Here is a 25,289-nt window from a genome sequence, read left to right as displayed (position 1 = left end):
GAGAGAAGGAATGGCGGGGAACATGGTCCGGGCCGACGAAGCGGGCGCGACGACATGGCGTACCGGCCGCCTGCACGAGCTCTTCGAGGAACAGGCCGCGCGGCGGCCGGACGCCCTCGCGGCGCGGTACGGCGAACACAGCCTCACCTACCGTGAACTGGGCGACAGGTCCGGCGCGTTGGCGGACCGACTGTACGCCGCCGGGGTACGCGGGGGAGACGCGGTGGGCGTGGCCGGGACCCGCTCGCCGGAGGCGCTGGTGGCCTTCCTGGGCGTCCTCAAGGCGGGCGCCGCCTACGTACCGCTGGACGACACCCACCCCCCGGCCCGGCTCCAGGCCATGGCCGAGGACGCCGGCGTACGCGCGGCGGTCGTGCTGCCGGGCAGCACCTGCCGGATACGCAACCTGCGGGCCCGGCTCGAACTGGGCGGCGGTCCCCGGGCGGCCGCCGCCGAAGCCCCGGCCGCGGACGTCCCCCGGGCCGCTCCGAGGGCACCCGCCGGAAGCACGGCCGACGACCCGGCCTATGTGATGTTCACGTCCGGGACCACGGGCCGCCCCAAGCCCGTCGCGATCCCGCACCGCGGGGTGGCCCGCCTCGCCCTGACCGAACCCGCACTGGGCCGGCCCGGCCCGGGCGACCGGGTGCTGCACGCCTACGGCCTGTCCTCGGACGCCTCCACCATCGAGATCTGGTCGGCGCTGCTGGGCGGCGCGGCACTGGTGCTCGTCGACCGCGAGGTGCTGCTGAGCCCCACGGCCCTGGAACAGGTCCTGCTGGCACAGCGGGTGACGGTCGCCTACCTCACCACCAGCGTGTTCCACCTCATCGCCCGCACCCGGCCCGAGACGCTGCGGACCCTGCGCTACGCCTCCGCCGGCGGTGAGGCCCTCGACGCCGACCTGGTCCGCAAGGTGCGGGCGGCGTGCCCGGGAACCGTGCTGGCCAACCTGTACGGGCCGACGGAGAACAGCGTGGTCTCCACCGTCCACGTCCTCGACCACCTGCCCGAGGACGCCGTCACCGTGCCCATCGGCAGTGCCGTCGCGTACGCCTCCGCCCACGTCGTACGGGAGGACGGCACCCTGGCGGCGCCCGGCGAGGAGGGCGAGCTGTGGGTGGGCGGCGACGGCCTGGCCCTGGGGTACGTGAACGACCCCGGGCGCACCGCCGAGCGCTTCGTCGACGCCTCCTTCCCCGTCATGGACACGCCCCGGCCCGGTCGCTTCTACCGCACCGGCGACCGGGCGGTGCGCAACACGGAGGGGCTCCTGGAGTACCGCGGGCGGACGGACCGTCAGATCAAGCTGCGCGGCCACCGGGTGGAGCTGGAGGAGGTCGAGGCCCGGCTGCGGGCCCACCCCGCCATCGCCGAGGCCGCGGTCGAGACGGTCCGCCACCCGGACGGCGAGGGGCACCTGATCGCCCATGTCACCGGCGCGGTCGCCGGCACCCCGGTGCCGGTCGACTCGGTACGACGGGACCTGGCGGCGTGGCTGCCCGCCCCGGCCGTGCCCGCGCGGCTGCTGGAGTACGACCGGCTGCCGGTCGCCGCCACCGGCAAGGTGGACCGCCGCGAGCTCGGCCGGCCGCACGAGGACCCCGCCCCCGCCGCGGCGGGCGGTATGCGGGAGGCCGTGGCCGGGATATGGGAGCTGGCGCTGCGGATACGACCCGCGGCGCACGACAGCTTCTTCGGCCTGGGCGGCGACTCCCTGCTGGCCGCCCAAGTGGTCACCCGTACCCTCGCCGTGTTCGGCATCGGAGCCGAACACGGCAGCACTCTGGTGCGCGGCCTGCTCGACCGCCCGACCCTGCACGACTTCACCCAGGCGGTGCGGGACGTCCGCGACACCGGCGGCACCGGCCGGGCCACCCCCTCCGGCGACCCCGTCGACTTCGCGGCCGAGGCCCGCCTCGGCTTCACCCTGCCGCCGGCCCAGGGCCCCGAGCCCCGGTGGGAGCGGCCCGCGCACATCCTCCTCACCGGCGCCAGCGGCTTCGTGGGCGCCTTCCTCCTCCACCGGATGCTGCACCGCACACAGGCCCGCGTCCACTGCCCGGTACGGGCCCGGGACGCGGCGCACGCCCTCCGCCGGGTCCGGGCCGCGCTGGAGCGCTACGGCCTGCCCACCGAGGGGCTGGAGCAGCGGGTGACCTGCTTCCCCGGCGACCTGACCGAGCCGTCCCTGGGCCTGGCCCCCGCACACGCCGAAGAGCTGTCCCGCACCCTCGACCTGATCGTGCACAACGGCGCCCAGGTCAACTTCCTCTACCCCTACGAGGCGCTGCGGGCCGCGAACGTCCAGGGCACCCGCGAGATCGTCGCGCTGGCCGCGCCCCGCAGGGTCCCGGTGCACTTCCTCTCCACCATCGCCGTCGTGGCCGGCTTCGGCACGGCCGGTGTACGGCACGTCCCCGAGGACCTGCCCCTCGCACACGCCGACCGGATCACGATGGGCTACGGCGAGAGCAAATGGGTGGCCGAAGGCGTCCTGCAGGACGCCGCCCGGCAGGGTCTGCCGGTGACCATCCACCGTCCCTACGAGGTCACCGGCGAGCAGCGCGGCGGCGTCTGCAACACCGAGACGGCGATCTGTTCCCTGTTCAAGACGATCGCCGAGACCGGCGTCGCCCCCGACATCGAACTCCCCCTGGACTTCGTGCCGGTGGACCACCTCGCGGACGCCGTGACGCACATCGCCACCCACCAGCGGGCGACGGGGCGCGTCCTCCACCTCACCAACCCGCGTCCGGCCCGGCTGACCGACATGCTCGACCGGATGCGCGCGGCCGGCTTCCCCGTCCGCACCCTGCCCTACGACGGGTGGGTGGGCGAGCTCGTCCGGCACGTCGCCCGGCACCCCACCGCCGCCACCGCCCCCTTCGTCTCCCTGTGCGTGGACCGCGCCAACGGGTCCGCCATGAGCGTCAAGGAGATGTACCTGGAGGGCACCTTCCCCGCCATCGGCCGGGAGAACGCCGAGACCGCCCTGGCCGGCAGCGGACTGGCGTGCCCCCCGGTCGACGCGCGCCTGCTCGACCGCTATCTGCACCACTTCCTGTCCACCGGATACCTGGACCGCCCGGGAACGCCGCGTCACTCCGCGTGCGGGTCGGCCACGGAGGAGCACCATGACCATGCCTGACGACCCGTTCGGCGACGCCTACCGCTGCGTCCACGAGAGCGGCGCCGAGCCCGGCGTCACCCACCTCGTCTACGAGATGGACGACGGCTACATCTACGCCGAGGACGCCGTGAACTACTTCCACGGCCCCGAGACCTGGCTGCCGGTGGACCGGATGGCCTGCGAGCGCGCCACCGGCCGCATCCTGGACATAGGCTGCGGCCCCGGACGCCACGGCTCCGTGCTGGCCCGGGACGGCAAGGACGTCGTGGGCATCGACACCTCACGCGGCGGCGTGGAGGTGGCACGGCTGCGCGGCGTCGAGGCGCACGTGGCATCCGTGTCCGAACTCCCGGAAGACCTTGGCACGTTCGACACCTTCCTGATGCTCGGCGCCAACCTCGGACTGCTCGGCGACCAGGAGAACAGCCGGGCCGTCCTGGAGGGCCTGGCCCGGCACGCCCGCCCCGGCGCCCGCCTGCTGGGCACCAACATGGCCTTCGCCGAGGAGTCCCGGGCCGACCCCCGGGCACCGCAGGGGGTGCACACCGCCCGCGCCCACAGCGGCGAGGAGTTCGTCCGCATGCGGGTACGCCACCGCACCGCCGCCACCGACTGGTTCGACTTCCTGTTCTGCCCGCCCGAGCGGCTGGAGAAGGTCACGCACGGAACCCCGTGGACCGTGCACGCCATCCACCAGGACGACTCCACGGCCTGGCCCACCTACCTGGCCGACCTGAGACTGGAGAGCTGACCCCCATGAACCGCGTGGACACCGCCACCACCACCGCGGCCGACGCCGCGCTGCTGGTCGACATGGCCCTGGGCCACCTCGCGTCGGCCGCCCTGCGCACCGCCGTCGAATACCGCGTCGCCGACCACCTCGCCGACGGCCCGCTCCACCCGGAAGAGCTGGCCCGCCGCACCGGGACCCGCGGCGCCCACCTGTGCCGCGTCCTGCGGTTCCTCGCCTCGCGCGGTGTCTTCCGTGAGGACGACGAGGGCGCTTTCCACCTCACCCCCGCGGCGGCGCTGCTGCGTACCGGCGTGCCCGGCTCCCAGCACCCCGGCATCGTCATGATCACGGACGATATGTACCGGCGGACCTCGGGCGGTCTCGCGGAGACGGTACGGACCGGCGAGCCGTCCTTCCCCCGCTTCTACGGCGCCCCGTACTTCGCCTACCTGGAGTCCGACGACGCGGCCCGCAAGGTCTTCGACGCCGGGATGGCCGCCTTCTCCGCCCCCGCGGACGCGCTCGTCGCGGAGGTCTACGACTTCCCCGCCACCGGCACCGTCGTCGACGTCGGCGGCGGCCAGGGCGGACTGCTGCGGCAGATCCTCGAACACCACCCCGGCCTCCACGGCGTCCTCTTCGACCGCGAGGTCACCGCCGTCGACCACACCCTGGACGCCCCGCACCTGGCGGGCCGCTGGAGCGTCGAGGCCGGCGACTTCTTCACCTCCGTACCCGCGGGCGGCGACCTGTACGTCCTCAAGCAGATCCTGCACGACTGGGACGACACGGACGGCCTGAGGATCCTGCGCTCCTGCCGTGCCGCCATGACCCCCGGAAGCCGCCTGCTCGTCATCGACCCCCTCATCCCGCCGGGCAACGACCCGCACCCCGGCAAGGCCCTGGACCTGGCCATGATGACGCTGTTCGAAAGCGCGGAACGCAACATCGACGAACTGGACGCACTGCTGTCCCGAGCGGGCCTGCGCCGCACCCGGCTCGTGCCGACTCCGTCCCCGACCTCGATCGTGGAGGCGGTCGCCGCGTAGGAGGGCCCGGCGGCGCGGCCTGCCCGGGATCAGGGAAGCGGGTCGGCGGCGGTGATCCAGAGCCGTCCCCGGCCGCACCGCACGAGGCGCCCGGTGCCGGGCGACGGCTCCTCCAGGGGCGTGCGCCGGAGCTTCCATGTCACCGCCGGTCCGGACGGTCCGTACGCCCTGGAACGTCTCCGGGGCATTGAAGATCACCCGTCGGCCCGGAGCACAGGGATTCACAGGTGTGCATCCATATGAGCGAACGATTCCGCTTTCGTTTTGACGGCGTGGGGGCCGGGGTGTCCGGACGTGAGCACGGGCTTCGCCGACCAGACTGATCCACGAGAGCCCGGAAGAATTCCGGACGGCGATGTCGAGATCCCGTGGTCGGCTCCGTCCTCGGGGTGAGCGTGGCCACAATGGGTCGCACCAGTACCGAGGAGAATCGCGATGGCCAAGTACCTGCTTCTCAAGCACTACCGTGGCGCTCCGGCCGCGGTGAACGACGTGCCCATGGACCGGTGGACGCCGGAGGAGATCTCGGCACACGTGCAGTACATGAACGACTTCGCTGCCCGGCTCGAGAAGACCGGTGAGTTCGTCGACGGTCAGGCGCTCGCCCCCGACGGGGCGTGGGTCCGGTACGACGGCGAGGGGCGCCCGCCGGTCACCGACGGCCCGTTCGCCGAGACCAAGGACCTCGTCGCCGGCTGGATGGTGATCGACGTCGACGACTACGAACGCGCCGTCGAGCTGGCCGGGGAACTGTCGGCCGCCCCCGGGGCCGGCGGGAAGCCGATCCACGAGTGGCTCGAGCTGCGTCCCTTCCTGACCGCGCCGCCCACGGTCACCGAGTGACCCCACAGATGGACGAGGCCCTGCTCCGCGGCCTCACCCCGAGCGTCCTGGCCGCCCTCGTCCGCCGCGGAGCCGACTTCGCGGCGGCCGAGGACGCCGTCCAGGACGCCCTGGCCGAAGCGGTCCGTGTCTGGCCGACCGGCCTTTCCCCGGGCTCCCGGCCCCGCTCGGGCGGGGGAGACCCCATTCGGGACGCGAAGGGCTGGCTGATCACCGTGGCCTGGCGCCGCTTCCTCGACGCCGAGCGGGCGGACGCCGCCCGCCGCCGGCGCGAGGTCCTCGTCGGCCGGGAGCCCGCCCCGGGGCCCGCCCCCGCGGTGGACGACACCCTTCGGCTCTACTTCCTGTGCGCTCACCCCTCGCTGTCACCCTCGTCCGCCGTCGCCCTCACGCTCCGTGCCGTCGGCGGGCTCACCACCCGCCAGATCGCCCGGGCGTACCTCGTGCCCGAGGCGACGATGGCGCAGCGCATCAGCCGGGCCAAGCGCACCGTGTCCGGGGTGCTGTTCGACCGGCCCGGCGACGTCGCCACAGTCCTGCGCGTCCTCTATCTGATCTTCAACGAGGGCTACTCCGGTGACGTCGACCTCGCCGCCGAGGCCATCCGGCTCACCCGGCAGCTCGCGGCCCGGGTCGACCACCCCGAGGCGGCGGGGCTGCTCGCCCTCATGCTGCTCCACCACGCCCGGCGCGCTGCCCGGACCGCGCCCGACGGCAGCCTGGTGCCGCTCGCCGAGCAGGACCGCGGGCGGTGGGACACCGGGGCGATCGCCGAGGGCACCGGGATCCTGCGGGCGGCCCTCGCCCGCGACCGGCTGGGAGAGTTCCAGGCCCAGGCCGCCGTCGCGGCCCTCCACGCCGACGCGCCCACCGCCGAGGAGACCGACTGGGCGCAGATCGTGGAGTGGTACGACGAGCTCGTGCGGCTGACCGGCAGCCCGGTCGTCCGGCTCAACCGCGCGGTGGCCGTCGGCGAGGCCGAGGGACCGCGCGCCGGCCTGGCGGCGCTCGCGGCACTGGACGACTCGCTGCCCCGCCACACGGCGGTGGCGGCCTATCTGCACGAGCGGGACGGCGACCCGGTGACGGCGGCGAGGCTGTACGCCGAGGCGGCCGCGAAGGCGACCGACCTGGCCGAACGTGATCATCTGACCCGCCGGGCGGCCCGGCTCAACGCCCGCCGGCCCCGCTGACACCTCGCCGGATCATTCCGCGGTACTCGGCACGGGTCCGTGGCCAGCGAAAACCCACCCGCCGCACTCCGATAGCATGTTCGAACTTGTGGTGATCGCCCCGGTCGCCCGTCATTTACCGGAAAACCATGCTGCCGGCATGAAGCGTGACTTATTTAGCTGACATCTAACAAATTGGCCAGACGATTGATATCGAGAGTAACGCGATTGTTTTCGCGAATAAACTTCAGAATTGCGTTCGCCGGGATGCGTAAACCGCGGGTGATCCTGTGGGCCGCGGCAGGTGTGGTGGCCCTTGGATTCCTTGTCGCGCTGGAGATCGCCGCGCGTCACTACGGCCTTCCGGGGCCGATGACCAACCAGGCCAAAGAGGTGGTACTCGCCCCCAAATCGGGGCCGCTGCTGTATGCCAGCATGGCCTTGATGATGGTGGTGCTCACCTGGCGGCAACGGTTCCTGGCCTTCGGCGTCGCGGTCGGCATCGATGTCGTCTTCTTTCTGGTGCGGTGGGTGGTCGACGCCAAGATGATGTTCGGCAACGGCGCGCTGTGGGTGGTGCTGGGCTGCGCCGTCATCGCCGTCACGCGCCGCACCGGCAAGGAACGTGCCCTGCTGCTGAAGGGCGTCGGCCTGGGCCTGCTGCTGGTGGCCGGCCGCAAGACCGGCGACACCTGGCTGCTCATCACGTCGAAGACCCGCCCGATGGTGCTCGACCAGTACGTGGCGACCGCCGACCACGCGCTGGGCAACCCGTCATGGCTGGTGGGCCGCCTGGTCGAGGCCACCGGCCCGGTCGGCGAACACATCCTCGACTACGTCTACATCCAGCTCGCGGTCGCCGCGGTCCTCGTCGCGTTCTACCAGCTGCGCAACGTGGCCTCCGAGCGTCGCTTCCCGGGCCATCACCTGGTGCGCACCTTCCTGGTGATCGGCCTCCTCGGCCCGGCCATCTACATGATCTTCCCGGTGGTCGGACCGATCTTCGCCTTCGGTGACGACGGCGGGCAGTGGGCGGTGGCCGACCTGTGGCCGCACACGCCGCCGGCGATCACCGTGCCGCACCAGATGCCCTTCGACGAGATCACCCCGCGCAACTGCATGCCCAGCCTGCACACGGCGTGGGCCACCGCGATATTCATCCATTCCCGCAAGGGCCCGCGCCTCCTGCGATTCGGCGGCGCGTTCTGGCTGATCGCCACGCTCGGCGCCACGCTGGGTTTCGGCTACCACTACGGCGCGGACATCATCGCCGGTGTGGTGTTCACGCTCACGATCGAAGCGGCGCTGCGCGCACTCGATCGCGGCTGGGACCGGTCGGGAATCCAGCTGGTCGTCTATGGCGCGACGGTCTTCACCGCGATGCTGGTGTCGTACCGCTATCTGTCGATGGAGATGGCCGAAAACCCGTGGGTGTTCGGACCGCTTCTCATTCTGGCGATGACCTCGGTGATCTACGGCTACATACGGACCACCAAGACGTGGGAACCGAAGGCCGCACCGGCGCGGCAACGGGAACCGCAGCCCGAACTGGTCTGAGACATTCCTCGGAGAAGTTGCGGAAGGGGCGGCAACGCGTACGACGCGGTGCCGCCCCTCTCCGTTTGCCCGCGGCCGCCCGAGCAGCCCCTCAGGCGGACGGGCCCTGAACAGGGCACTGGTCCGCGAACGCCTGGATTTCGTGACCTTCCCGGTCGCTGATGTGGTAGCAGTGCCCGTTGGCCCACACCGTGACGGAATCGGCCCGATGCTCGACCTGAAACGGCTCGTCCCCGAACGCCGTCCCGTTCCATGCGCCATTCGCCGCCGGTGAATGCGTCACCACGACGCGGGCTTGCTCCGGCGGGATCCGGTGAATGTCGGCCCAGGGCTCCACGGCCAGCTCCAGATGCTTCTCACCACCGTTCGCGACCGTCAGCCGCGCGGTACTTCCCGCGAAGGTTCCCATCACCCGTCCTCGGCCCTGCTGGCCACTGCCCTCATGGTGTGCGCACACGGCTCGATTCTCACATGAGCGATCTTGCGGCCCGACGCCTGCACCTGAATTGTCGAGAACCCCGCCGGATGCGGCGTACGCGCGGGGAGCGTACGGCCGGATACGGGTCTGGACACGGCTTGCGGGCGATCCGAAGATGGGACGGCCCGGTTCCGGCAGTTGTGAACGTGTACTCCCCGAGGCCCTGTGGCCGGCTGAGCGTCCGGTCTCAGTGGTGTCCACCCTTCGGTGTTCCCGTCATTCCCGTCAGTCGATGGCGGGATCGTTTCGGTGTGACAGGAGAAAGACGTGCGTTCTCGCCACTGGCTCTTCCCCGCTGTGACAACGCTGATCTCCATGCTGGCGACCACCGCGATCGCCGACGCATCACCCACAAGCGAACGGTCTGCCGGATGGCAACCGCAGCCCGGCCAGACCTATCAGTTCTCGTCCCGCTGGAGCGGAAGGTGCCTCGACGTCGCCGGCACCGGGGAATTCTCCAACATCCGGCAATGGGACTGCCTGAGATCCTCCGAGCAACGTTGGACGTTCGAAAGCGCGGGAGGCGGTTATTACTACGTGCACCCCGTGTTCGACGCGGGTAAGTGCCTCGATGTCGATACACGCGCCCAGAGCGGGGACTACGGCGGCAACGTGCACTTGTACCACTGCTGGCAGGGCCAGAACCAGATGTGGCGGCTGGACGACATCGGCGACGGTTGGTTCTCCGTGATCGCGCACCACAACTACAAGGCCCTCGACGTCGATACCCGCAACGGAAACATCAACAACGCCAACGTACACAACTGGACGTACTGGGGCGGTAACAACCAGATGTGGCGGATCTCCCCAGCGTGACCCGACCGTAGGGCTCGATCAGCGGGTACCGCCGTCCTCCGCCTGGGGAAGCAGGGGAAACAGCCGGGTGATGAGGGCCACCGGCCGAGCGTCGTCGGGCCGGGCCAGGGGGCGTTGTTCGCGATCCTCGTAGGGCGCGAGTGCCCGTCGGATGGTGTCCGCGACCCGGCTCATCTCCTCAGGTGTCAGATAGGCGAGGGAGCTGAAGGCTTCGTCGTGGCGCCATTCGGCCGGTGCTCGGTCGCGCTGGGCCTGCCAGCGCTGCCAGCTCTCGTCCTCCAGTCCTCGGGCCAGGTCGCCGAACCGCTCCTCCGCGGGCTTGTCGGAGGCGGTGTCCTGCGCCAGACGCCAAGGACGTGCGCGCCCCCCGTTGCGGGGAGCTTCTTCGACGTATCCGTGACGGGCCAACTGCCGTAGGTGGAACGAGCAGAGGCCGGAGCTGCAGCCCAGCCGGGAGGCGGCTTCGGTCGCCGTGACGGTGCCGACTTCGGCGAGCAGGTCCAGCAGGGCTGTGCGAACTCCGTGTTCGCGCAGCCCTTCGCCGGCGTCGGCTGTCAGATCGTCCGGGGCGTTGAGATCTTCTTCAGTCACTTTGCAAAGTCTGCTACTTTGCAAAGTACTTGGCAAGTATGAGTTCTTCTGAAGGCGTCAGGCCGTGGTGATGATCACCGCGGCATCTGTGGCGTGCGCAAAGAAAGGGGGAGACAACCATGTCTGTTCGTCACGAGCCGTCCCGCTCCGTCGACCGGCGAGTCCGTGTGCAAGGCCGTCCGGTCGACTCCCATCCCGCCCCGTCCCCGGAGGCGGAACGGGGCTCGATGCGTCGGATCACCGTGGTGGGGGAGGAGGTCCTGGGCCGCCCGTGCCGTGAGGTCACCGAGTTCGGCACCCCGGAGCTGTCGGCGTTGATCGACGACATGTTCCTGACCATGTACGTGGCCGACGGCGCCGGCCTGGCCGCCAATCAGGTAGGCGTCGACCTGCGGCTGTTCGTGTACGACTGCCCGGACGACCATGGGATCCGGCATGTCGGCCATATCGTCAACCCGGTTCTGGACCTGCCCGACCCGGGCAGTCGGCGACTCGTCGACGACTTCGAGGGCTGTTTGTCCGTACCGGGTGCCACCATGTCGGTTCCCCGCACCGACCGTGCCGTCGCTCGCGGGTTCGACGAGGACGGCAACCCCGTCCTCATCGAGGGGACGGGCTACTTCGCCCGGTGCCTGCAGCACGAGACCGATCACCTCATGGGGCACACGTACCTTGACCGGCTCTCCAAGCGGGACCGCAAGGACGCGTTGCGGCAGATGGAGGACCGCCGTGAGGATGTCTTCGCCCGCCGCGCGGCCAAGGCCGCCGAGTCGGGGCGGTGAGTGATCCGCCGGCCCATCCCGGTCCCCTTCTGCCGCGGACCGGGGGCTTCCGGCTCTGCTCCCTGCCTGTCTCGGCCCCCGTCAGTCCCCGGCGTCCTCCCGCAACCCGACCCGGTCGTGCAGCCGGCGCAACGGCCCCGGGGCCCACCAGTTCGCCCGCCCCGCCAGCCGCATGAACGACGGCACGAGGACGGCGCGGACCAGGGTCGCGTCCAGTACCACCGCCAGTGCGAGGCCGACGCCGAGCATCTTCAGCAGCGTCACTCCGGAGATGGCGAAGACGAACAGCACGACGGCGACGAGCACCGCCGCGGCCGTGATGATCCGTCCGGTGTGCTGGAGACCGAAGGCCACCGATTCCGTGTTGTCCCCTGTGCGCAGATAGCGCTCACGGATCCTGGAGAGCAGGAACACCTCGTAGTCCATGGAGAGGCCGAACGCCACGCAGAACGTCAGGATCGGGATGGTCGCGTCCAGGGTGCCGGTGTGCATCGGGCTGCCGACCAGGAACGACAGGTGTCCCTCCTGGAAGACGAACACCATCGCCCCGAACGTGGCGCTGAGGCTGAAGGTGTTGAGAACCAGCGCCTTCACCGGCATGAGCACGCTCCCGGTGAACAGGAACAACAGCACCAGCGAGGAACCCACGACGATACCGATGGCCGCCGGGGCGGCCCGGCCGATGGCCGACGTGCTGTCCTTGACCGCGGCGGCCTGCCCGCCCACCGACACCGTGCCTCCGTCCGGCGGCGCCACGCCCCGCAGCCGGCCGACGAGACGAGTGCCCGCAGGAGAGTCCTGGTCCACCGCCGCCACCACGGAGACCAGCGCGCTGTCGCCGTTCACCGACGCGGCACCGGCCGGCCCCGGTTCCCGGACCCGGCGGCCGGCGGCGTACGTGCCGGTCGCCGTGGTCACCCGGCGGACGTCGCGCACCTCGGACAGGGCGAGGGCGTACGGCTCCAGAACCCGGGTCCGGTCGCGACCCACGCCCTCCACCACCACGGGGACGGTGCGCAGCGCATCGGCGTCGAACCGGGTGCGCAGCAGTTGCGTGGCGCGGTGCACCTGGGAGTCGGCGGGCAGCGCGCGGTCGCCGAACAGACCGGGCGACGCCCGGGTGAACGGGGACGCCAGGACGGCCAGCACCAGTACCGCGCCGCCTCCGTAGAGCACGGGGCGGCGCATCACGGCCATGGCGAACCGGTACCAGCGGCCGCTCGCGGGTGCCGCCGGGACCGCCGTGCCGGAGGCGGCCCGCCGCGCCGGGCCGCGCAGCCGGGCGAAGACGTCGTAGCGGTCGACCCGGTGGCCCAGGACGGCCAGCAGCGCGGGCAGTACGAAGACCGCCCCCGCCGCCGCGGAGAGCACCACCACGATGCCGCCGTAGGCGAAGGACCGCAGGAAGAACTGGGGAAAGACCAGCAGGGCGGACAGGGACAGGGCCACCGTCAGCCCGGAGAACGCGACCGTCCGCCCGGCCCTGCGCACCGTGGGCCCCAGCGCCTCCCGGACCGTCGCGCCCCCGCGCAGCTCCTCCCGGAAACGGGCGAGGATGAACAGGCTGTAGTCGATACCGAGGCCGAGGCCGAGCGCGACGGTCGAGTTCATCGAGTACACCGAGATCGACACGATGCCCGCCAGGGCGTTCAGCACGGCCCGGCTCACCAGGACCGACAGCAGCGCGATGACCAGCGGCAGGGCGGCGGCCACCGCGCTGCCGAAGACCAGCAGCAGGAGGACGAGGGTGATCGGCATGGCGATCGCCTCGGCGAGCAGCAGGTCGTGCGCGGTCTGCTTGCCGACCTCCGACTGCACCTGCGCGGGACCGGCCGCCATGACCGTCAGCCCCTCCGAGTGCCGCCGGATGTCCGGAACCAGCCGCTCGGCGGTCTTCGCCTGGTCGTCCTCGTCACCGCGCAGGGAGAGCGACACCAGCGCGATGGAGCCGTCCCGGGAGCGCATCGAGGGCGTACGCCCCGCCGTCCAGTACGAGGTGGCCGCCCGCACTCCCGGAGTCCGCTCGGCGCGCCGGGTCAGGTCCGTGCCCAGGGAGGTCATCGCCGGTGAGTCGACCGAACGGGGCCCGCCCAGGGACCTGCCCAGGGAGGCCGTCGGCGGCGAATCGGCCGTACCGGCCCCGCTCAGCAGCAGCACCAAGTCGTCACCGGCGGCGGGGAAGTGCTCGGACATCAGGCGCCCGGCACGGGAGGACTGCGCGTCCGGATCGGAGAACCCGCCGTGCACCAGCCGGTTCTCCACGCCGAGACTGCCGATCGCGGCCAGGACGAGGGCGAGCGCGCTCACCCACAACACGGCGGTACGCCGCCGGTACAGCGCCGCGCTGAAGCGGTCGGGCATGAACGGACCTCCCGGTCGAGTGGTCTGCCGAGCGCGGGCCGGCGGTCGTACGGGGCCGTGGTGCTCACGGCGATCGTTCACCACGCGTGACTCCGAGATACCGCACCGGCCCAGGTCCTGTCGACGGGGCAACTCCCATGTTTATTACGGTGGTTCGGTTGAGGGGTGCCGCCGAGGTGGGGATACTTGTTCCCGAGTGGTGACGCCGAGCCGAAGTTGGGGCCCATGGACCAGGAGCACGCGCTGCGGGACCTGCTCGGCCGGCTCGACCTCGACGCCGCCCCCGCGCCGGACCGGGGCGACGGCGAGCACTTCCTCGGCCCCCCGCCGCTGGAACAGTCCTCGCCGGTGTACGGAGGGCACCTGGCCGCCCAGGCGCTGGCCGCGGCCGGCCGTACCGTACCCGCCGGGCTGCCCGTCCATTCCGCGCACTGCTTCTTCCTGCGCCCCGCCCTGCCGAACACGCCCCTCGAGTACCGCGTCGACAGGGTGCGGGACAGCGCCTCCTTCGCCACCCGGCGGGTTCAGGCCACCCAGCGCGGCCGGGAGGTGTTCGCCCTGACCGCCTCCTTCCACCGCCCCGATCCGGGCCTCGGCCACCAGGACCCGATGCCGGCCGTCCCGGCCCCGCAGGACCTGCCGACCTACGAGGAGCGGCTGGCCAAGGCGTTCGGCGAGCCGGTGCAGCCGCTCGGGAAGCCGTACGAGCTGCGCTTCGCCGGCCCGTTGAGCTTCGACGTGGAGAAGGACCCGTCGCTGGTGTCCTCCCGGACCCGGGTGTGGGTGCGCGCCAAGGGCGTGGCACCGCCGGAGGCGAGCACCGACCGCGAACGCCTGCTCCACGACTGCCTGCTGGTGTACGTCTGCGACGTCACCATGCTGGAGACGGTCCTGGTCCGGCACGGCGTCTCGTGGTTCCACGCCAGCGGCCGGAGCGTCGACTACACCGTCTGGATCCACCGGCCCTTCCGCGCGGACGACTGGCTGCTCTGCGACCTGGAGTCCCCGGTGGCCTCCGGGGGGAGGGGACTGGTTCTGGGCCGGGTCTTCACCCGCGGCGGTGTGCTGGTGGCCACCCTGGCCCAGGAGGGCCTGATCCGGGTGAGCGACGGCCACGGAACCCTCGGCTGAGGGCCCCGGGCCGCCGCACGGGGGAAGGGCGCCGCGAGACTCCCTTCCGCCGCGGCCGGCCCGGCTTCGCCCTTGAGGGGGTCAGGCGAGGCGCCGTACGAAAAGGCCGGACACGGTGGGCGAGCCCTTGGGGACGGGCTGGTCCGCCGAGCTGCCGAAGAGCACGGCGCCTCCGGCGCGGTCGACGCCCAGGAGACGGGCGTTGTCGGTCCGCTGCGCGCCGTCGACGCCGGTACTGACGCGTTCGACGGCGCCGGTCGCGAGGTCCCGGGCGAAGACGTCGTAGGTGTCGTTGGTGTCACCGGGCACGAGATTGGTGGCCCCCGAGGTGAAGAACACCTTCCGGTTGTCGGCGCTCATGAGCGCGCCGACGGGCGAGCTGCGGTCGGCCTGCACACCGCCAGGGCCGAGGCTGAGGAGCCGTATGCCATTGGTGGCCAGGTCCGTGGCGAAGACGTCCCCCGCCTCGTTGGTGTCGTTCTCCACGACGTGCTGCGAGGTGCAGGAGAAGAGGGCGTACCGGCCGTCGGGGCTGAGGCTGATCCGATCGGCCCGCACGTCCTCGCCGTCCAGGCCCCAGGCGGCCGGCCGGGTGCGGCGGGTGCGGATGTCGTACACATAGAACCGGCGGTCCGGAGCGGGGCGTCGGATCCCGGGCACCCCCGCCGTGGCAGGCGGATCCGTGGGGACGCCGTTGGACTTGAAACCGACCTTGCTGCCGTCCGCGCTGATCACCGGTGAGGCGTACACGCCCCACGGCAACCGGTCGCCGATCCGCACCGTGGTCTTCTCCCGGCGGTCCCGGACATGGATGTAGTCGACGCCGTCGCCGCCCGTGGAGGAGAACGCGACGTAGCGGCCGTCGTCGCTGATCTGCCCGTCGGAAGCGCTCTTCGCCGAGGGGACGTCCTCGCTCCGTACGAGAAGCTCGGTCCGGCCCGTCCCGCGGTCCCGGACGTAGACGTCGGACCGGCGGCCCGTCCGTGCGGCGTCGGTCAGGTCGGTGGCGAATGACGAGAAGACGACGTAACGGCCGTCCCCGCTGATGCTGTCGGCCGTGGAGTCGTCATCGGCCACCGAGCCGTCCGGGGTGGCGCTGATCAGCTCCACCCGGCCCGTCCGGAGATCCTTGAGGAAGACCTTCATACGGTCCCCGGTGGCTCCGGGGACGAGGTTGGTCGCCCGGGAGGCGAAGACCACGAAGCGTCCGTCGCCGCTGATCCTCCCACCGTCCACGGGCGCGTTCGCGGGAGTGCCGTCCGCCGCGACGCTCACCTGCTCGGTGCGCGGCTGCCGGCCGTCCGCCGCCGCCGTGGTCATGGGCAGGGCCGTCGAGAAGCCGGCCAGCAACGCCGCCGCCGCGGCGGCATGTCTGAGTCGACGCATGGTCGTTCCCCTCTCATACGATTCATACGGTGCGGGCATATGCGCATGGGTTACGCGGAGGCAGCCAACAACCCGGCCGGGCCCCCAGTCAATGCCGAGGGAGGTTCCCTCCGCTTCGGATACGGCCATTGCTGGAGCGAACGCCTGGACGCTCACCGAACGCCGCCTCCCACGCGCCACGTGGCACCGGGCCCAGGCCGCTCCGTCCGTGGGTGTCGGTCGTCCATCGGGGCCGCCGGTCCGGTGTCGGCGGCTTGTCGGCGGGTCCTGGCACCTTTCCGGAAAAGGCCGCCGGAGACCACCGGGCGGCCCCGACCGCGAGGAGTCACCATGCATACCCCTGTCACGATCATCGGCGCCGGACTCGGCGGACTCACGCTGGCCCGCGTCCTGCACGTCCACGGCATCCCGGCCACGGTCTACGAGGCCGAGTCCTCCCCGACGGCTCGCACGCAGGGCGGGCTGCTCGACATCCACGACTACAACGGGCAGCTCGCCCTCAAGGCGGCCGGCCTGATGGACGAGTTCCACGCCATCGTCCTGGAGGGCCGCCAGGCGGTACGGGTCCTCGACCGGGACGGGACCGTCCTGCTCGACAAGGCCGACGACGGCACGGGCGGCCGCCCCGAGGTGCCGCGCGGCGAGCTGCGGCGGATACTGCTCGGTTCGCTCCCCGCCGGCACCGTCCGGTGGGGGCACAAGGCCGGCGGCACCCGCGCCCTCGGCGAGGGCCGCCACGAGGTGACGTTCACCGACGGCACCACCGTCGAGACGTCCCTGCTGGTCGGCGCGGACGGCGCGTGGTCACGGGTCCGGCCGCTGCTCTCCACCGCCACACCCGAGTACGCCGGCACGTCGTCCGTCGAGACCTACCTGTTCGACGCCGACACCCGGCACCCGGCCGCCGCGAAAGCGGTCGGCGGCGGAATGCTGATCGCGCCCGCGCCGGGCAGGGACATCTTCGCCCACCGGGAGAGCGGCGGCACCCTGCACACCTACGTGGCACTGTCCAGGTCCCAGGACTGGTTCGCCGCCATCGACTTCACCGATGCCGCCGCGGCCACCGCCCGGATCGCGCGGGAGTTCGACGGCTGGGCGCCGGAACTCACCGCGCTGATCACCGAGGGCGATACCGCGCCGGTCCTGCGCCCCTTCTACGCGCTGCCGGCCGGGCACCGCTGGGACCGGGTACCCGGGGTGACCCTGCTCGGCGACGCCGCCCACCTCGCGGCCCCGAACGGCGAAGGCGCCAACCTGGCCATGCTCGACGGCGCCGAACTCGGCGCGGCCCTCGCCGCGTCCCCCGGCGACGTCGAGGCCGCGCTCGCCGAGTACGAGCCGGCCATGTTCGCCCGCAGCGCCGAGGTCGTCGCTTTCGAAGGCGCCGAGGCCCATGGGACCGACTTCGAGAACGACACGCCCCGGGCCCTGATCAAGATGATCACCGAGCAGGGCCGGTAGGCCACCCCTGAACCGAGGGCGCCGAGGGCGCCGAGTGCCCCGCGCGCACGCCCTAGACCACCAGACCCCCGGACACCTCGATCGCCTGCCCGGTGATGTAGCGCGCCCGGTCGGACGCCAGGAAGCACACCAGGTGCGCCACGTCCTCGGGGGAGCCGAACGCGTGCCCGGGGATGAGGGACTTGAGGAACTCGGCCTTGTCCGGTGGGATCGCCGCCGTCATGTCCGTCTCGATCAGGCCGGGGGCGACCGCGTTGACGGTGACGCCCCGGGAACCGATCTCCTTCGCCAGGGCCTTCGTGAAGCCGATGACCCCGGCCTTGGCGGCCGAATAGGCCGTCTGGCCGGGGATGCCGTGCAGCCCGGACGAGGAGGCGATGTTGATGATGGCGCCGCCACGCTGCTTCACCAGGGGCATCAGCAGCGGCTTGGTGACGGTGTACATGCTGTCGAGGTTGGTGGACATGACGTCGTGCCACTGCTCCGGGACCATACGGGCGAACAGGGTGTCACGGGTGACGCCGGCATTGTTGACGAGGACGTCGAACCGGTCCAGGTGGCCCAGGGCCGCGGCGGCGAAGCGTCCGGCCTCCGCCGCGTCGGCGACCTGGGCGTACAGCGGGACGCAGCGCCGGCCGGGGTGGGCGGCGCGCAGTTCGTCGGCCAGGGCGCGGGCCCGTTCCTCCGCGCTGTGGTAGCCGAAGACGACGTCGGCGCCCTGCGCCAGCGCCAGCCGCACCACCGCCGCGCCGATGCCTCTCGACCCGCCGGTGACGATGCAGCCGCGCCCCGCCAGGGGGAGGTCATCCGGCACTGCCCACCCCGGGCACCGGCAGCGTCACACCCGCCGCGGCGGCGGGCCCGCGGGACTCCCTCCGGTGCCGCGCGGTCTCCTCGCGCAGCTCGCGATAGCGTTCCTCGGCGATCAGGGCGGAGATCATGGGCGCGTAGAACGCCCCGTCGCCGACCAGCCTGATCCACTCCGGTGTGATCTGCGCGAGGCCCCGCTCGGCCAGGGCGTCCCAGACCGTCGCGAACTTCTCGTAGACGTCGATGCCCAGGGCGGCGCGGTACTGGACCCGGTCGACCTCGGTGCTGATGAGGCTGCGGAAGAGCACCATCAGCAGCCAGTCGTCGGGTGTGTGCCGGAAGCCGCGCTCGACGGGGAACCGGCCGTTGTCGACCGCCGCCTTGTACTGGGGCAGGCTGCGGTGGTTGATGAACGACCAGGAACGCCCGGGCGGCAGCGTGGGGTTGCCGAAGAAGGTGATCGCCGCGTAGCCGAGCCCGAGGGTGTCCAGGTGGTCGAAGCGGGTGGTGTAGCCCTCGCGGAAGTCCCGGGCCGTCGGATCGCCGGGGCGGCGGAAGTTGTACGTCGACAGCTGCCGGTATCCGTGGTCGAGCAGGAAGTCCCGCCCCGCCCGGTACAGCTCCAGGTTGGCCAGGGTGCTGGGCAGCTCGTGGTAGCGGTTGAGCGCGAAGTCGGTCGGGCCGCCGACGTTCAGCTCGTAGTGGGTGATGTCGTAGACGTCCCAGGAGACCAGGGTCTCCAGGTCCTCCAGCAGGGTGTCGACGGTCTGCTGGGGCCAGCCGAAGATGAGGTCGACATTGGCGGACAGCCCGAGTTCGCGGGCCCATTCCAGGCTCTGGATGACGTGTTTGGTCGTCTGCTTGCGCCCGCTGAGGCTGTTGAGCCGTTCGTTGATCTGCTGGACGCCCATGCTGATCCGGTTCATCCCGGAGCCGCGGATCGCCTCCATCTTCTCCCGCGTGAAGAGCTGGGGGATGCCCTCCAGGGTGAGGTCCGCCTCCTCCGCTATCTCGGGGAAGAGGCTGCGCGTCATGTCCATGATCCGGTGGTAGACGGGGGCCTTGTAGAGGTTCGAGGTGCCTCCGCCGAAGTACGCCCCGACGAGGACGGTGTCCTCCATCTGCTCCCGGTACATCTCGGCTTCGCGTTCCACATAGCCGTAGTAGTTCTCCAGGGCGGCGTTGCCCTGGAACTCCTCGACGGGGAACAGGCAGTACCCGCACTTCCCGGGGTCGGTCTTGATGCAGTAGGGCACGCCGATGTAGAGGAAGACCGGGGACTTCCCGTGCACTTCGCGCAGTCGGCGGCGGTCCTCGCCGATCTCTTCGAGCGGCACGGACAGCTCGTTCCAGTACCGCGGTGACGGGAAGCCGTGCTGGATCTTGTTGACCTGGCGCTCGCCGAGGTGGCTGTCGAGGTAGTTGTTGACTAAGTCGGTGCTTAACACGGTCGCGGGCACTTCCCCTCTGGGTGGGATCTGCCGGGTGGCCTGCCGGTGCGGCGGGAGGAACGGCTCAGGAGTCCATCGGGGCGGCGGCCGCGTCGGTCGCCTCCGCGAGGATGACCCGGTGGAGGAGGTACTCCGCCAGTTCCTCGATGCTCTGGTACTCCAGTGCCTCCATCGCCTTGAAACGGAAGTCGAGTTTCTCCTGGATGCGCCGCTGGAGTTCGGTGATGCTCAGGGAGTCCAGACCGATCTCCAGCAGGGCCAGGGAGGGGTCGAGATGGTGGATGTCGACCTCCAGCTCGGTCGACATCCGCCCGAGGGTGTCGGCGATCTCGTCGGTGAGCCAGCCGATGACCGTCTGCCGGCGCTCCTCGGCCGGGAGGGGCTCGACGCGCTCCCGCAGCTCCTGCCGCGAGTCGCCGCCGTCCCGGGAGCGGATGTCGGAGGGGGCGGCCGGGACCGCCGAGGTGTCGGTCAGCGAGGCGACGCGCCGGAACTCGACGTCCTCCAGGTCCGCGAGGACGTTCCCGGTGTCGTCCAGGACGCGCAGGTGGGCCGTGAACGCGCTTCCGGACTCGTTGGGCCGCAGCCGGACGTGGCCCCAGACCTGGTCGGGGAGCGGGCCGCGCAGCACCATGCGGCCGACGCCGACCGGGATGTAGGTGCCCCTGGCCGAGCCGTCGCGCGCCGCCGCGGCCGTCAGGTGCAGACAGCCGTCGAGCATGGTGGCGAACGGGTTCTCGTGGCTCACGCGCCGTGCCCCGTCCGGAGCGGCCGTGATCCGGCCCAGCGCCTGACCGCCCGCCTCGTCCAGCCACAGCTCGCGGACGGTGGAGAAGCTCGCGCCGTACTCCATGCCGTCCTCCCGCAGCAGCCCGTAGAGCCGCCCGGGCGCGAGCTCCGTGGGCATCGCCGCGCGCAGCTCCTCGGGACGGGTCCCGGGGGAGCTCCGGCGGGGGGCCGGTCCGACCTTGCCCTGGCAGTACCGGGGCGCGCCGTCCCCTCCCGTCACGGCGAACCGGAAGCGGCCGTCCGCCGCGGGACCGTCGCCCTCCAGGTCGACCTGGAGGCCGCTGGGCCCGGCGGGGGACAGGAGGAGCGGCCGTACGAAGCCGACGTCGGTCAGCTCGACCGGCGCGGAGCCGTGCCCGTCGACCGAGGCGTAGGCGTTCACGGCCAGGTCCAGGTAGCCGGTGGCCGGGAAGACGGTCGAGCCGAGGATGCGGTGGTCCACCCACGGCGTGCCCGGCCGCACCTCGTGCCGGTGGACGGTCCGGGCGGCGGGCCGCGGTTCGGCCGGGGCGGCCGTGGACGGCGGGCGCGGGGCCGGTTCCGCCGGCTCGTCGCGTCCGGCGGACGGTGCGGGCGACACCCAGTAGCGGTCCTTGCGGAACGGGTACTGCGGGGCGGACGAGGTACGGCGGTGGCGCGGGCCGCGGTGGAGCGCGGCCGGTTCGATCGCGGCCCCCGCCGTGAACAGGGCGCCCGCGGTGGTGAGGAGGTTGCGCACGTCCCGCCGGTCGCGCAGCAGCGTGGGGATCACCGTGACCTCGGTGGCGCCGAACGCCTCCGGGACGTACGCCCGCAGGGCGGGGTGCGGACCGATCTCGACGACCACGGTGCAGCCCAGGGCCGCCACCGCGCGCATGCCGTCGTGGAACCGGACCGGCCGGCGGACCTGCTGGCTCCAGTACTCCGGTCCCTCGGCCCCGGTCAGGGCCTCGCCCGTCACGTTGGAGAACACCGGCACCGTCGGTGCGGTCGGCCGCAGCCCGGCCGCCGCCTTGCCCAGCTCGGGCAGGGCCGGGTCCATCAGCGGCGAGTGGAAGGCGTGGGACGTGCGCAGCCGGGTGGTCCGGCTGCCCTCCGCCTCGGCGCGGCGCGCGACCTCCGCCACGGCCTCCGCCCGGCCGGAGACGACCACGGCGCGCGGGCCGTTGACCGCGGCGACGCAGACGTCCGCCTCCCGCCCGGACACCCAGCCCCGTACGGTTCCGAGGTCCGCGACGACGGCCAGCATCGCCCCGTCGCGCGGCAGTTCGCCCATGAGGCGGCCGCGCAGCGCGCTGAAGCGGGCGGCGTCCTCCAGGGAGAACATGCCGGCGACGCACGCGGCGGCGACCTCCCCGATGCTGTGCCCGACCACCGCGTCCGGGACGGCTCCCCAGGAGCGCAGCAGGGCGGCGAGCGCGTATTCGACGGCGAACAGCGCCGGCTGGGCCAGGCGCGTGTCGTCGAGCGCCTCCGGGGACTGCTCCTCGAACAGGATGTGCCGGAGCGGTACGGGCAGTTCGTCGTCGAGCACCTCGGCGCAGCGGTCGACGGCGGCGGCGAAGTCCGGTTCGCTGCCGTACAGTTCACGGGCCATCCCGGGGTACTGCACGCCCTGGCCGGTGAAGACGAAGGCGGTCCGGGCGGCCTTGGCCGGGTGCCCGCTGCTGACCGACGCGGCCGTCCGGCGGGTCCGCCACAGGCGGAGGTCGTTGGCGATCCCGAGGGCTCCCCGCCCGGTCACCGCGAGGCGGTGGCGGTGCGCGGCGCGTCCGGCGGCGGCGGTGAACAGGGCCGCCGGCAGTGTCTCCCGGTCGGCCCGGGAGAGATGGTCCGCCCAGCGGTCGGCCAGACCGTCCAGGCTCTCCGGCGACTTGGCCGACAGGACCAGCAGCTCGGCGGGGCGTGGACGGGCGCTGTCGGCGCCGGGCCGTACCCGGGGCGCTTCCCGCAGGATCGCGTGGGCGTTGGTGCCGCTGTAGCCGAAGGAGTTGACGCCGGCCAGCCGCGGGACGTCCCCCCGGGGCCAGGGTACGGTTTCGCCGGGAACCTCCACGGCGGTGCCGTTCAGATCGATCTTGGGGTTCAGCCGGTCGAGGTGGAGGCTCGGGTAGATGACCTCGTGGTGCAGGGAAAGGGCGGCCTTGACGACGCCGAGGAGACCGGCGGCGGCCTCGGTGTGACCGAAGTTGCTCTTCACCGAACCGACGTAGAGCGGCCGCTCCACGGCGTGGGCGTGGCCGTAGGCGCCGGCTATCGCGTTCATCTCGATGGGGTCCCCGACCGGGGTCCCGGTGCCGTGCGCCTCGACGTAGCCGACCTGGGCCGGGTCGACGCCGGTGCGGGAGAGCACCGCGCGGATGACGTCCTCCTGGGTACGGCCGTTGGGCGCGGTGAGCGCGGGGGTACGCCCGTCGTGGTTGATCGCGGTGCCGACGACACTGGCCAGGATGGGATCGCCGCGCTCCTCGGCGAGCGACTGACGGCGCACCAGCGCGGCCACGCAGCCTTCGCTGCGGACGTAGCCGTCCGCCTTGGCGTCGAACGCCCGGCACTGCCCGCTGCGGGAGAACAGGCCCAACTTGCAGAAGGAGATGTGCACATCGGGGTTGAGGATCAGATTGACGCCCGCGACGACGGCCGAGTCGCACTCGCCGGTGAGGATCGACTGCCGGGCCAGGTGAAGGGCGGTCAGTGACCCGGAGCAGGCGGTGTCGACCGTGAGGCAGGGCCCCTTGAGGTCGAAGAAGTGGGCGATACGGCCGGCGCTGATGCTGAGTTCGTCGGCCATCGAGTCGAAGGCCGTGATGCCGGTGAGCCCCCCGATGTCACGTTTGAGGAGGCCGTAGTTGTTGCCGTTCATCATGGCCAGGAAGACGCCGGTGTTGCTTCCCCTGAGGTCGTCGGGGTTCTGCCCGGCGTGCTCCATGGCGTGCCACACGGTCTGGAGGAGCAGGCGCTGCTGCGGATCCATGCGGACGGCCTCGGCGTCCGAGATCCCGAAGAACGCCGCGTCGAAGCGGTCGACGTCGTCGACGAACCCGCCGTGGCGGACGTAGGTCTTGCCCGCCGCCAGGGGGTCGGGGTCATAGAGGGCGTCCACGTCCCACCGGCTGGGCGGGATCTCCTCGACACAGTCCCGCCCCTCGCGCAGGACGGTGTGCATCTCGTCCAGTCCGTGCACGTTACCGGGGAGCGTGCACCCGATCCCTACGAGAGCAATGGGCTCAGCATCCATGCCGACTTCTCCTTCGCCGGGTGGGGGCGGCGCTGTCATACGGTCCGGCGCGGGGACACGTTCTGGGACAGCAGCAAGTGGCAGAGCGTCGTACAAGCTTAGTGCCGGGGGTCTCAAGCCCCTGAAAGATTTACGGCTCTATGCGCAGATAGAGAATGAATTGCGCTTCGGCACACCCTCGCAAGGCTAGGCGGGCGCCTGGCAGGGGGCAAGGAGCGACAGAGTGTGGAGTGGCGCACTTGAAAGGCACCGGGAGCGCCGTGCGAGCGACGGGCGCGCGCCGTTTCACGGCTCGCACGGCGCACGGAGAGGAGCGCGGGCGCTCGGCAGGCGGTTAGGGCGTACGCCGGTGCGAATACCCCGCGCGCACTGCCGAGTTCGCCTTGGGCCACCGGCCCGTACGATGCCGGGCTGAAGCGGGGCGGGTCCGGGGTGGCCGGTCAGGGCAGGAGCAGCAGTTTTCCGGTGGTCCGGCGCGACTCGATGTCGGCGTGGGCCCGGGCCGCGTCCGCGAGGGCGTAGCGGCCGGTGACGCGTGGCGTGAGCCGTCCGTCGAGGACGAGGTCGAACAGCTCACCGGTCCTTCGCAGCAGGGCCTCGTGGGTGGGGACGTGGTGGTGCACCACGGGGTAGGTCAGCAGGATGCTGTTGGGCAGATCGGTGGGCCGCAGGGTCGGGACGCCCATGAAGGGGCCGTAGTAGGCGTGTACCCCGTGCGGGCGCAGGGCCAACTGCGAGGAGAGGAACGTACCGGCGCCGCCGCCGTCGTAGACGACGTCGGCTCCCCGCCCGCCGGTCAGCTCCTTGATCCGCTCCTCGAAGCCGCCGCCGGAGTGGACGAGCACATGGTCGGCACCGGCCTCCTTCGCGACGGGCGCCTTCTCCTCGCGGGAGACCAGGCCGATCACACGACCGCCGCGCGCCTTGATCATCTGCGTGAGCAGCTGCCCCACCCCGCCCGCCGCCGCGTGCACCACGGCGGTGTCGCCGGGGCCGATCGGGTAGGTGTCGGTGCTCAGGTGACTGGCGGTCAGGCCCTGCATCATCATGGCGGCCGCGGTCTCGTCGCCGACGCCGTCGGGAACCTTGATCAGCGAGTCCGCAGGTATGGCGAGCAGCTCGGCGTAGCTGCCCGGGTGGTAGAACCAGGCCACCCGGTCGCCGACGGCCAGGCCCCGGACCCCGTCACCCAGGGCGGCGACACGGCCCATCCCCTCGGCACCGAGGACCGCGGGGGCACCCCAGCCGGGGCCGCCCTCGGCGCGGGCGCCGATGTCCATGTAGTTCACCCCGGCGGCGCCCAGCCGTACCAGCGCCTCACCGGGGCCGGGTACCGGGTCCGGCAGCTCGGTCCAGCGCATGACCTCGGGACCGCCGTGCTCCTCGATACGGATCGCATGCATGGGTGACACCTCTCTGTGCGCCGACGGGCGCGTCGTGGGGAACGGCTGCACGCTAGGACGCCGAGAATGGACCGGCAAGTCCACAATCTGTGCCACAGCGGCGAGTTGGGAAGCGTGCGGCCCACG

Annotated in this window: 18 protein-coding genes; 10 read left to right on the top strand and 8 right to left on the bottom strand. The window is 71.8% G+C overall.

What is annotated here, in order from left to right; genetic code table 11:
• Positions 1-22 precede the first annotated feature (22 nt).
• The 6 genes from AF335_RS17985 to AF335_RS17960 all read left to right on the top strand — a co-directional run bounded on the left by AF335_RS17985 (position 23) and on the right by AF335_RS17960 (position 8,487).
• Positions 23-3,151, top strand: a complete 3,129-nt coding sequence (locus AF335_RS17985; RefSeq protein WP_228773572.1) for an amino acid adenylation domain-containing protein — start codon at positions 23-25, stop codon at positions 3,149-3,151.
• Positions 3,138-3,884 (top strand): class I SAM-dependent methyltransferase, encoded by a 747-nt coding sequence (locus AF335_RS17980; protein ID WP_102919417.1) that lies wholly within the window; start codon positions 3,138-3,140, stop codon positions 3,882-3,884. The genes AF335_RS17985 and AF335_RS17980 overlap by 14 nt, the downstream gene beginning before the upstream one ends.
• Before the next feature lie 5 nt (positions 3,885-3,889).
• On the top strand, positions 3,890-4,915 hold the full coding sequence (locus AF335_RS17975) for a methyltransferase (protein WP_102919416.1): 1,026 nt from the start codon (positions 3,890-3,892) through the stop codon (positions 4,913-4,915).
• A gap of 435 nt (positions 4,916-5,350) precedes the next feature.
• A complete protein-coding gene (locus tag AF335_RS17970) occupies positions 5,351-5,758 on the top strand; it encodes a YciI family protein (RefSeq protein WP_102919415.1) in 408 nt (135 codons plus the stop codon).
• Between the two features lie 8 nt (positions 5,759-5,766).
• Complete coding sequence (locus AF335_RS17965; protein ID WP_102919414.1) at positions 5,767-6,951, top strand: RNA polymerase sigma factor; 1,185 nt, start codon at positions 5,767-5,769, stop codon at positions 6,949-6,951.
• A 246-nt stretch (positions 6,952-7,197) separates the two neighbouring features.
• On the top strand, positions 7,198-8,487 hold the full coding sequence (locus tag AF335_RS17960) for a phosphatase PAP2 family protein (protein WP_170127736.1): 1,290 nt from the start codon (positions 7,198-7,200) through the stop codon (positions 8,485-8,487).
• 91 nt (positions 8,488-8,578) lie between these two features.
• Here the strand turns inward: AF335_RS17960 and AF335_RS17955 are convergent, their stop codons facing one another.
• Positions 8,579-8,896 (bottom strand): hypothetical protein, encoded by a 318-nt coding sequence (locus tag AF335_RS17955; RefSeq protein ID WP_102919413.1) that lies wholly within the window; start codon positions 8,894-8,896, stop codon positions 8,579-8,581.
• A 384-nt stretch (positions 8,897-9,280) separates the two neighbouring features.
• Here AF335_RS17955 and AF335_RS17950 point away from each other — a divergent pair, with 384 nt between their 5' ends.
• Positions 9,281-9,781: an RICIN domain-containing protein gene (locus AF335_RS17950; protein WP_102919412.1), complete on the top strand. Its 501-nt coding sequence runs from the start codon at positions 9,281-9,283 to the stop codon at positions 9,779-9,781.
• Between the two features lie 18 nt (positions 9,782-9,799).
• On the opposite strand, the gene AF335_RS17945 is transcribed toward AF335_RS17950, so the two are convergent.
• A complete protein-coding gene (locus tag AF335_RS17945; RefSeq protein WP_102919411.1) occupies positions 9,800-10,372 on the bottom strand; it encodes a winged helix-turn-helix domain-containing protein in 573 nt (190 codons plus the stop codon).
• Between the two features lie 119 nt (positions 10,373-10,491).
• Here AF335_RS17945 and def point away from each other — a divergent pair, with 119 nt between their 5' ends.
• Positions 10,492-11,154: a peptide deformylase gene (gene def / locus AF335_RS17940; protein ID WP_102919410.1), complete on the top strand. Its 663-nt coding sequence runs from the start codon at positions 10,492-10,494 to the stop codon at positions 11,152-11,154.
• Positions 11,155-11,235: 81 nt separating this feature from the next.
• Here the strand turns inward: def and AF335_RS17935 are convergent, their stop codons facing one another.
• Positions 11,236-13,515, bottom strand: a complete 2,280-nt coding sequence (locus tag AF335_RS17935; RefSeq protein ID WP_102919409.1) for an MMPL family transporter — start codon at positions 13,513-13,515, stop codon at positions 11,236-11,238.
• Between the two features lie 225 nt (positions 13,516-13,740).
• Between AF335_RS17935 and AF335_RS17930 the strand changes: the two genes are divergently transcribed.
• On the top strand, positions 13,741-14,646 hold the full coding sequence (locus tag AF335_RS17930; protein ID WP_102919408.1) for an acyl-CoA thioesterase: 906 nt from the start codon (positions 13,741-13,743) through the stop codon (positions 14,644-14,646).
• An 81-nt stretch (positions 14,647-14,727) separates the two neighbouring features.
• Here AF335_RS17930 and AF335_RS17925 read toward each other — a convergent pair whose 3' ends face one another.
• Positions 14,728-16,032, bottom strand: a complete 1,305-nt coding sequence (locus AF335_RS17925) for a TolB-like translocation protein (protein WP_146045556.1) — start codon at positions 16,030-16,032, stop codon at positions 14,728-14,730.
• Between the two features lie 330 nt (positions 16,033-16,362).
• On the opposite strand from AF335_RS17925, the gene AF335_RS17920 reads away from it, so the two are divergent.
• Positions 16,363-17,493: an FAD-dependent oxidoreductase gene (locus AF335_RS17920; protein WP_102919406.1), complete on the top strand. Its 1,131-nt coding sequence runs from the start codon at positions 16,363-16,365 to the stop codon at positions 17,491-17,493.
• Positions 17,494-17,545: 52 nt separating this feature from the next.
• On the opposite strand, the gene AF335_RS17915 is transcribed toward AF335_RS17920, so the two are convergent.
• The 4 genes from AF335_RS17915 to AF335_RS17900 all read right to left on the bottom strand — a co-directional run bounded on the left by AF335_RS17915 (position 17,546) and on the right by AF335_RS17900 (position 25,163).
• The gene (locus AF335_RS17915; protein WP_102919405.1) at positions 17,546-18,307 is read right to left on the bottom strand and encodes an SDR family oxidoreductase; all 762 of its coding nucleotides are present in this window, start codon (positions 18,305-18,307) and stop codon (positions 17,546-17,548) included.
• A complete protein-coding gene (locus tag AF335_RS17910) occupies positions 18,297-19,751 on the bottom strand; it encodes a coproporphyrinogen-III oxidase family protein (protein WP_170127735.1) in 1,455 nt (484 codons plus the stop codon). The genes AF335_RS17915 and AF335_RS17910 overlap by 11 nt, the downstream gene beginning before the upstream one ends.
• A gap of 67 nt (positions 19,752-19,818) precedes the next feature.
• Positions 19,819-23,760: a type I polyketide synthase gene (locus AF335_RS17905; RefSeq protein ID WP_170127734.1), complete on the bottom strand. Its 3,942-nt coding sequence runs from the start codon at positions 23,758-23,760 to the stop codon at positions 19,819-19,821.
• Positions 23,761-24,200: 440 nt separating this feature from the next.
• On the bottom strand, positions 24,201-25,163 hold the full coding sequence (locus tag AF335_RS17900) for a quinone oxidoreductase family protein (protein ID WP_102919402.1): 963 nt from the start codon (positions 25,161-25,163) through the stop codon (positions 24,201-24,203).
• Positions 25,164-25,289: the final 126 nt, after the last annotated feature.

The organism is Streptomyces eurocidicus, assembly GCF_002891295.1.
In the GTDB taxonomy this organism is placed as follows: Bacteria; Actinomycetota; Actinomycetes; order Streptomycetales; family Streptomycetaceae; genus Streptomyces; species Streptomyces eurocidicus.
Note: the sequence above shows the minus strand (reverse complement) of the source record. Positions and strands in the feature narration are given on the sequence as shown.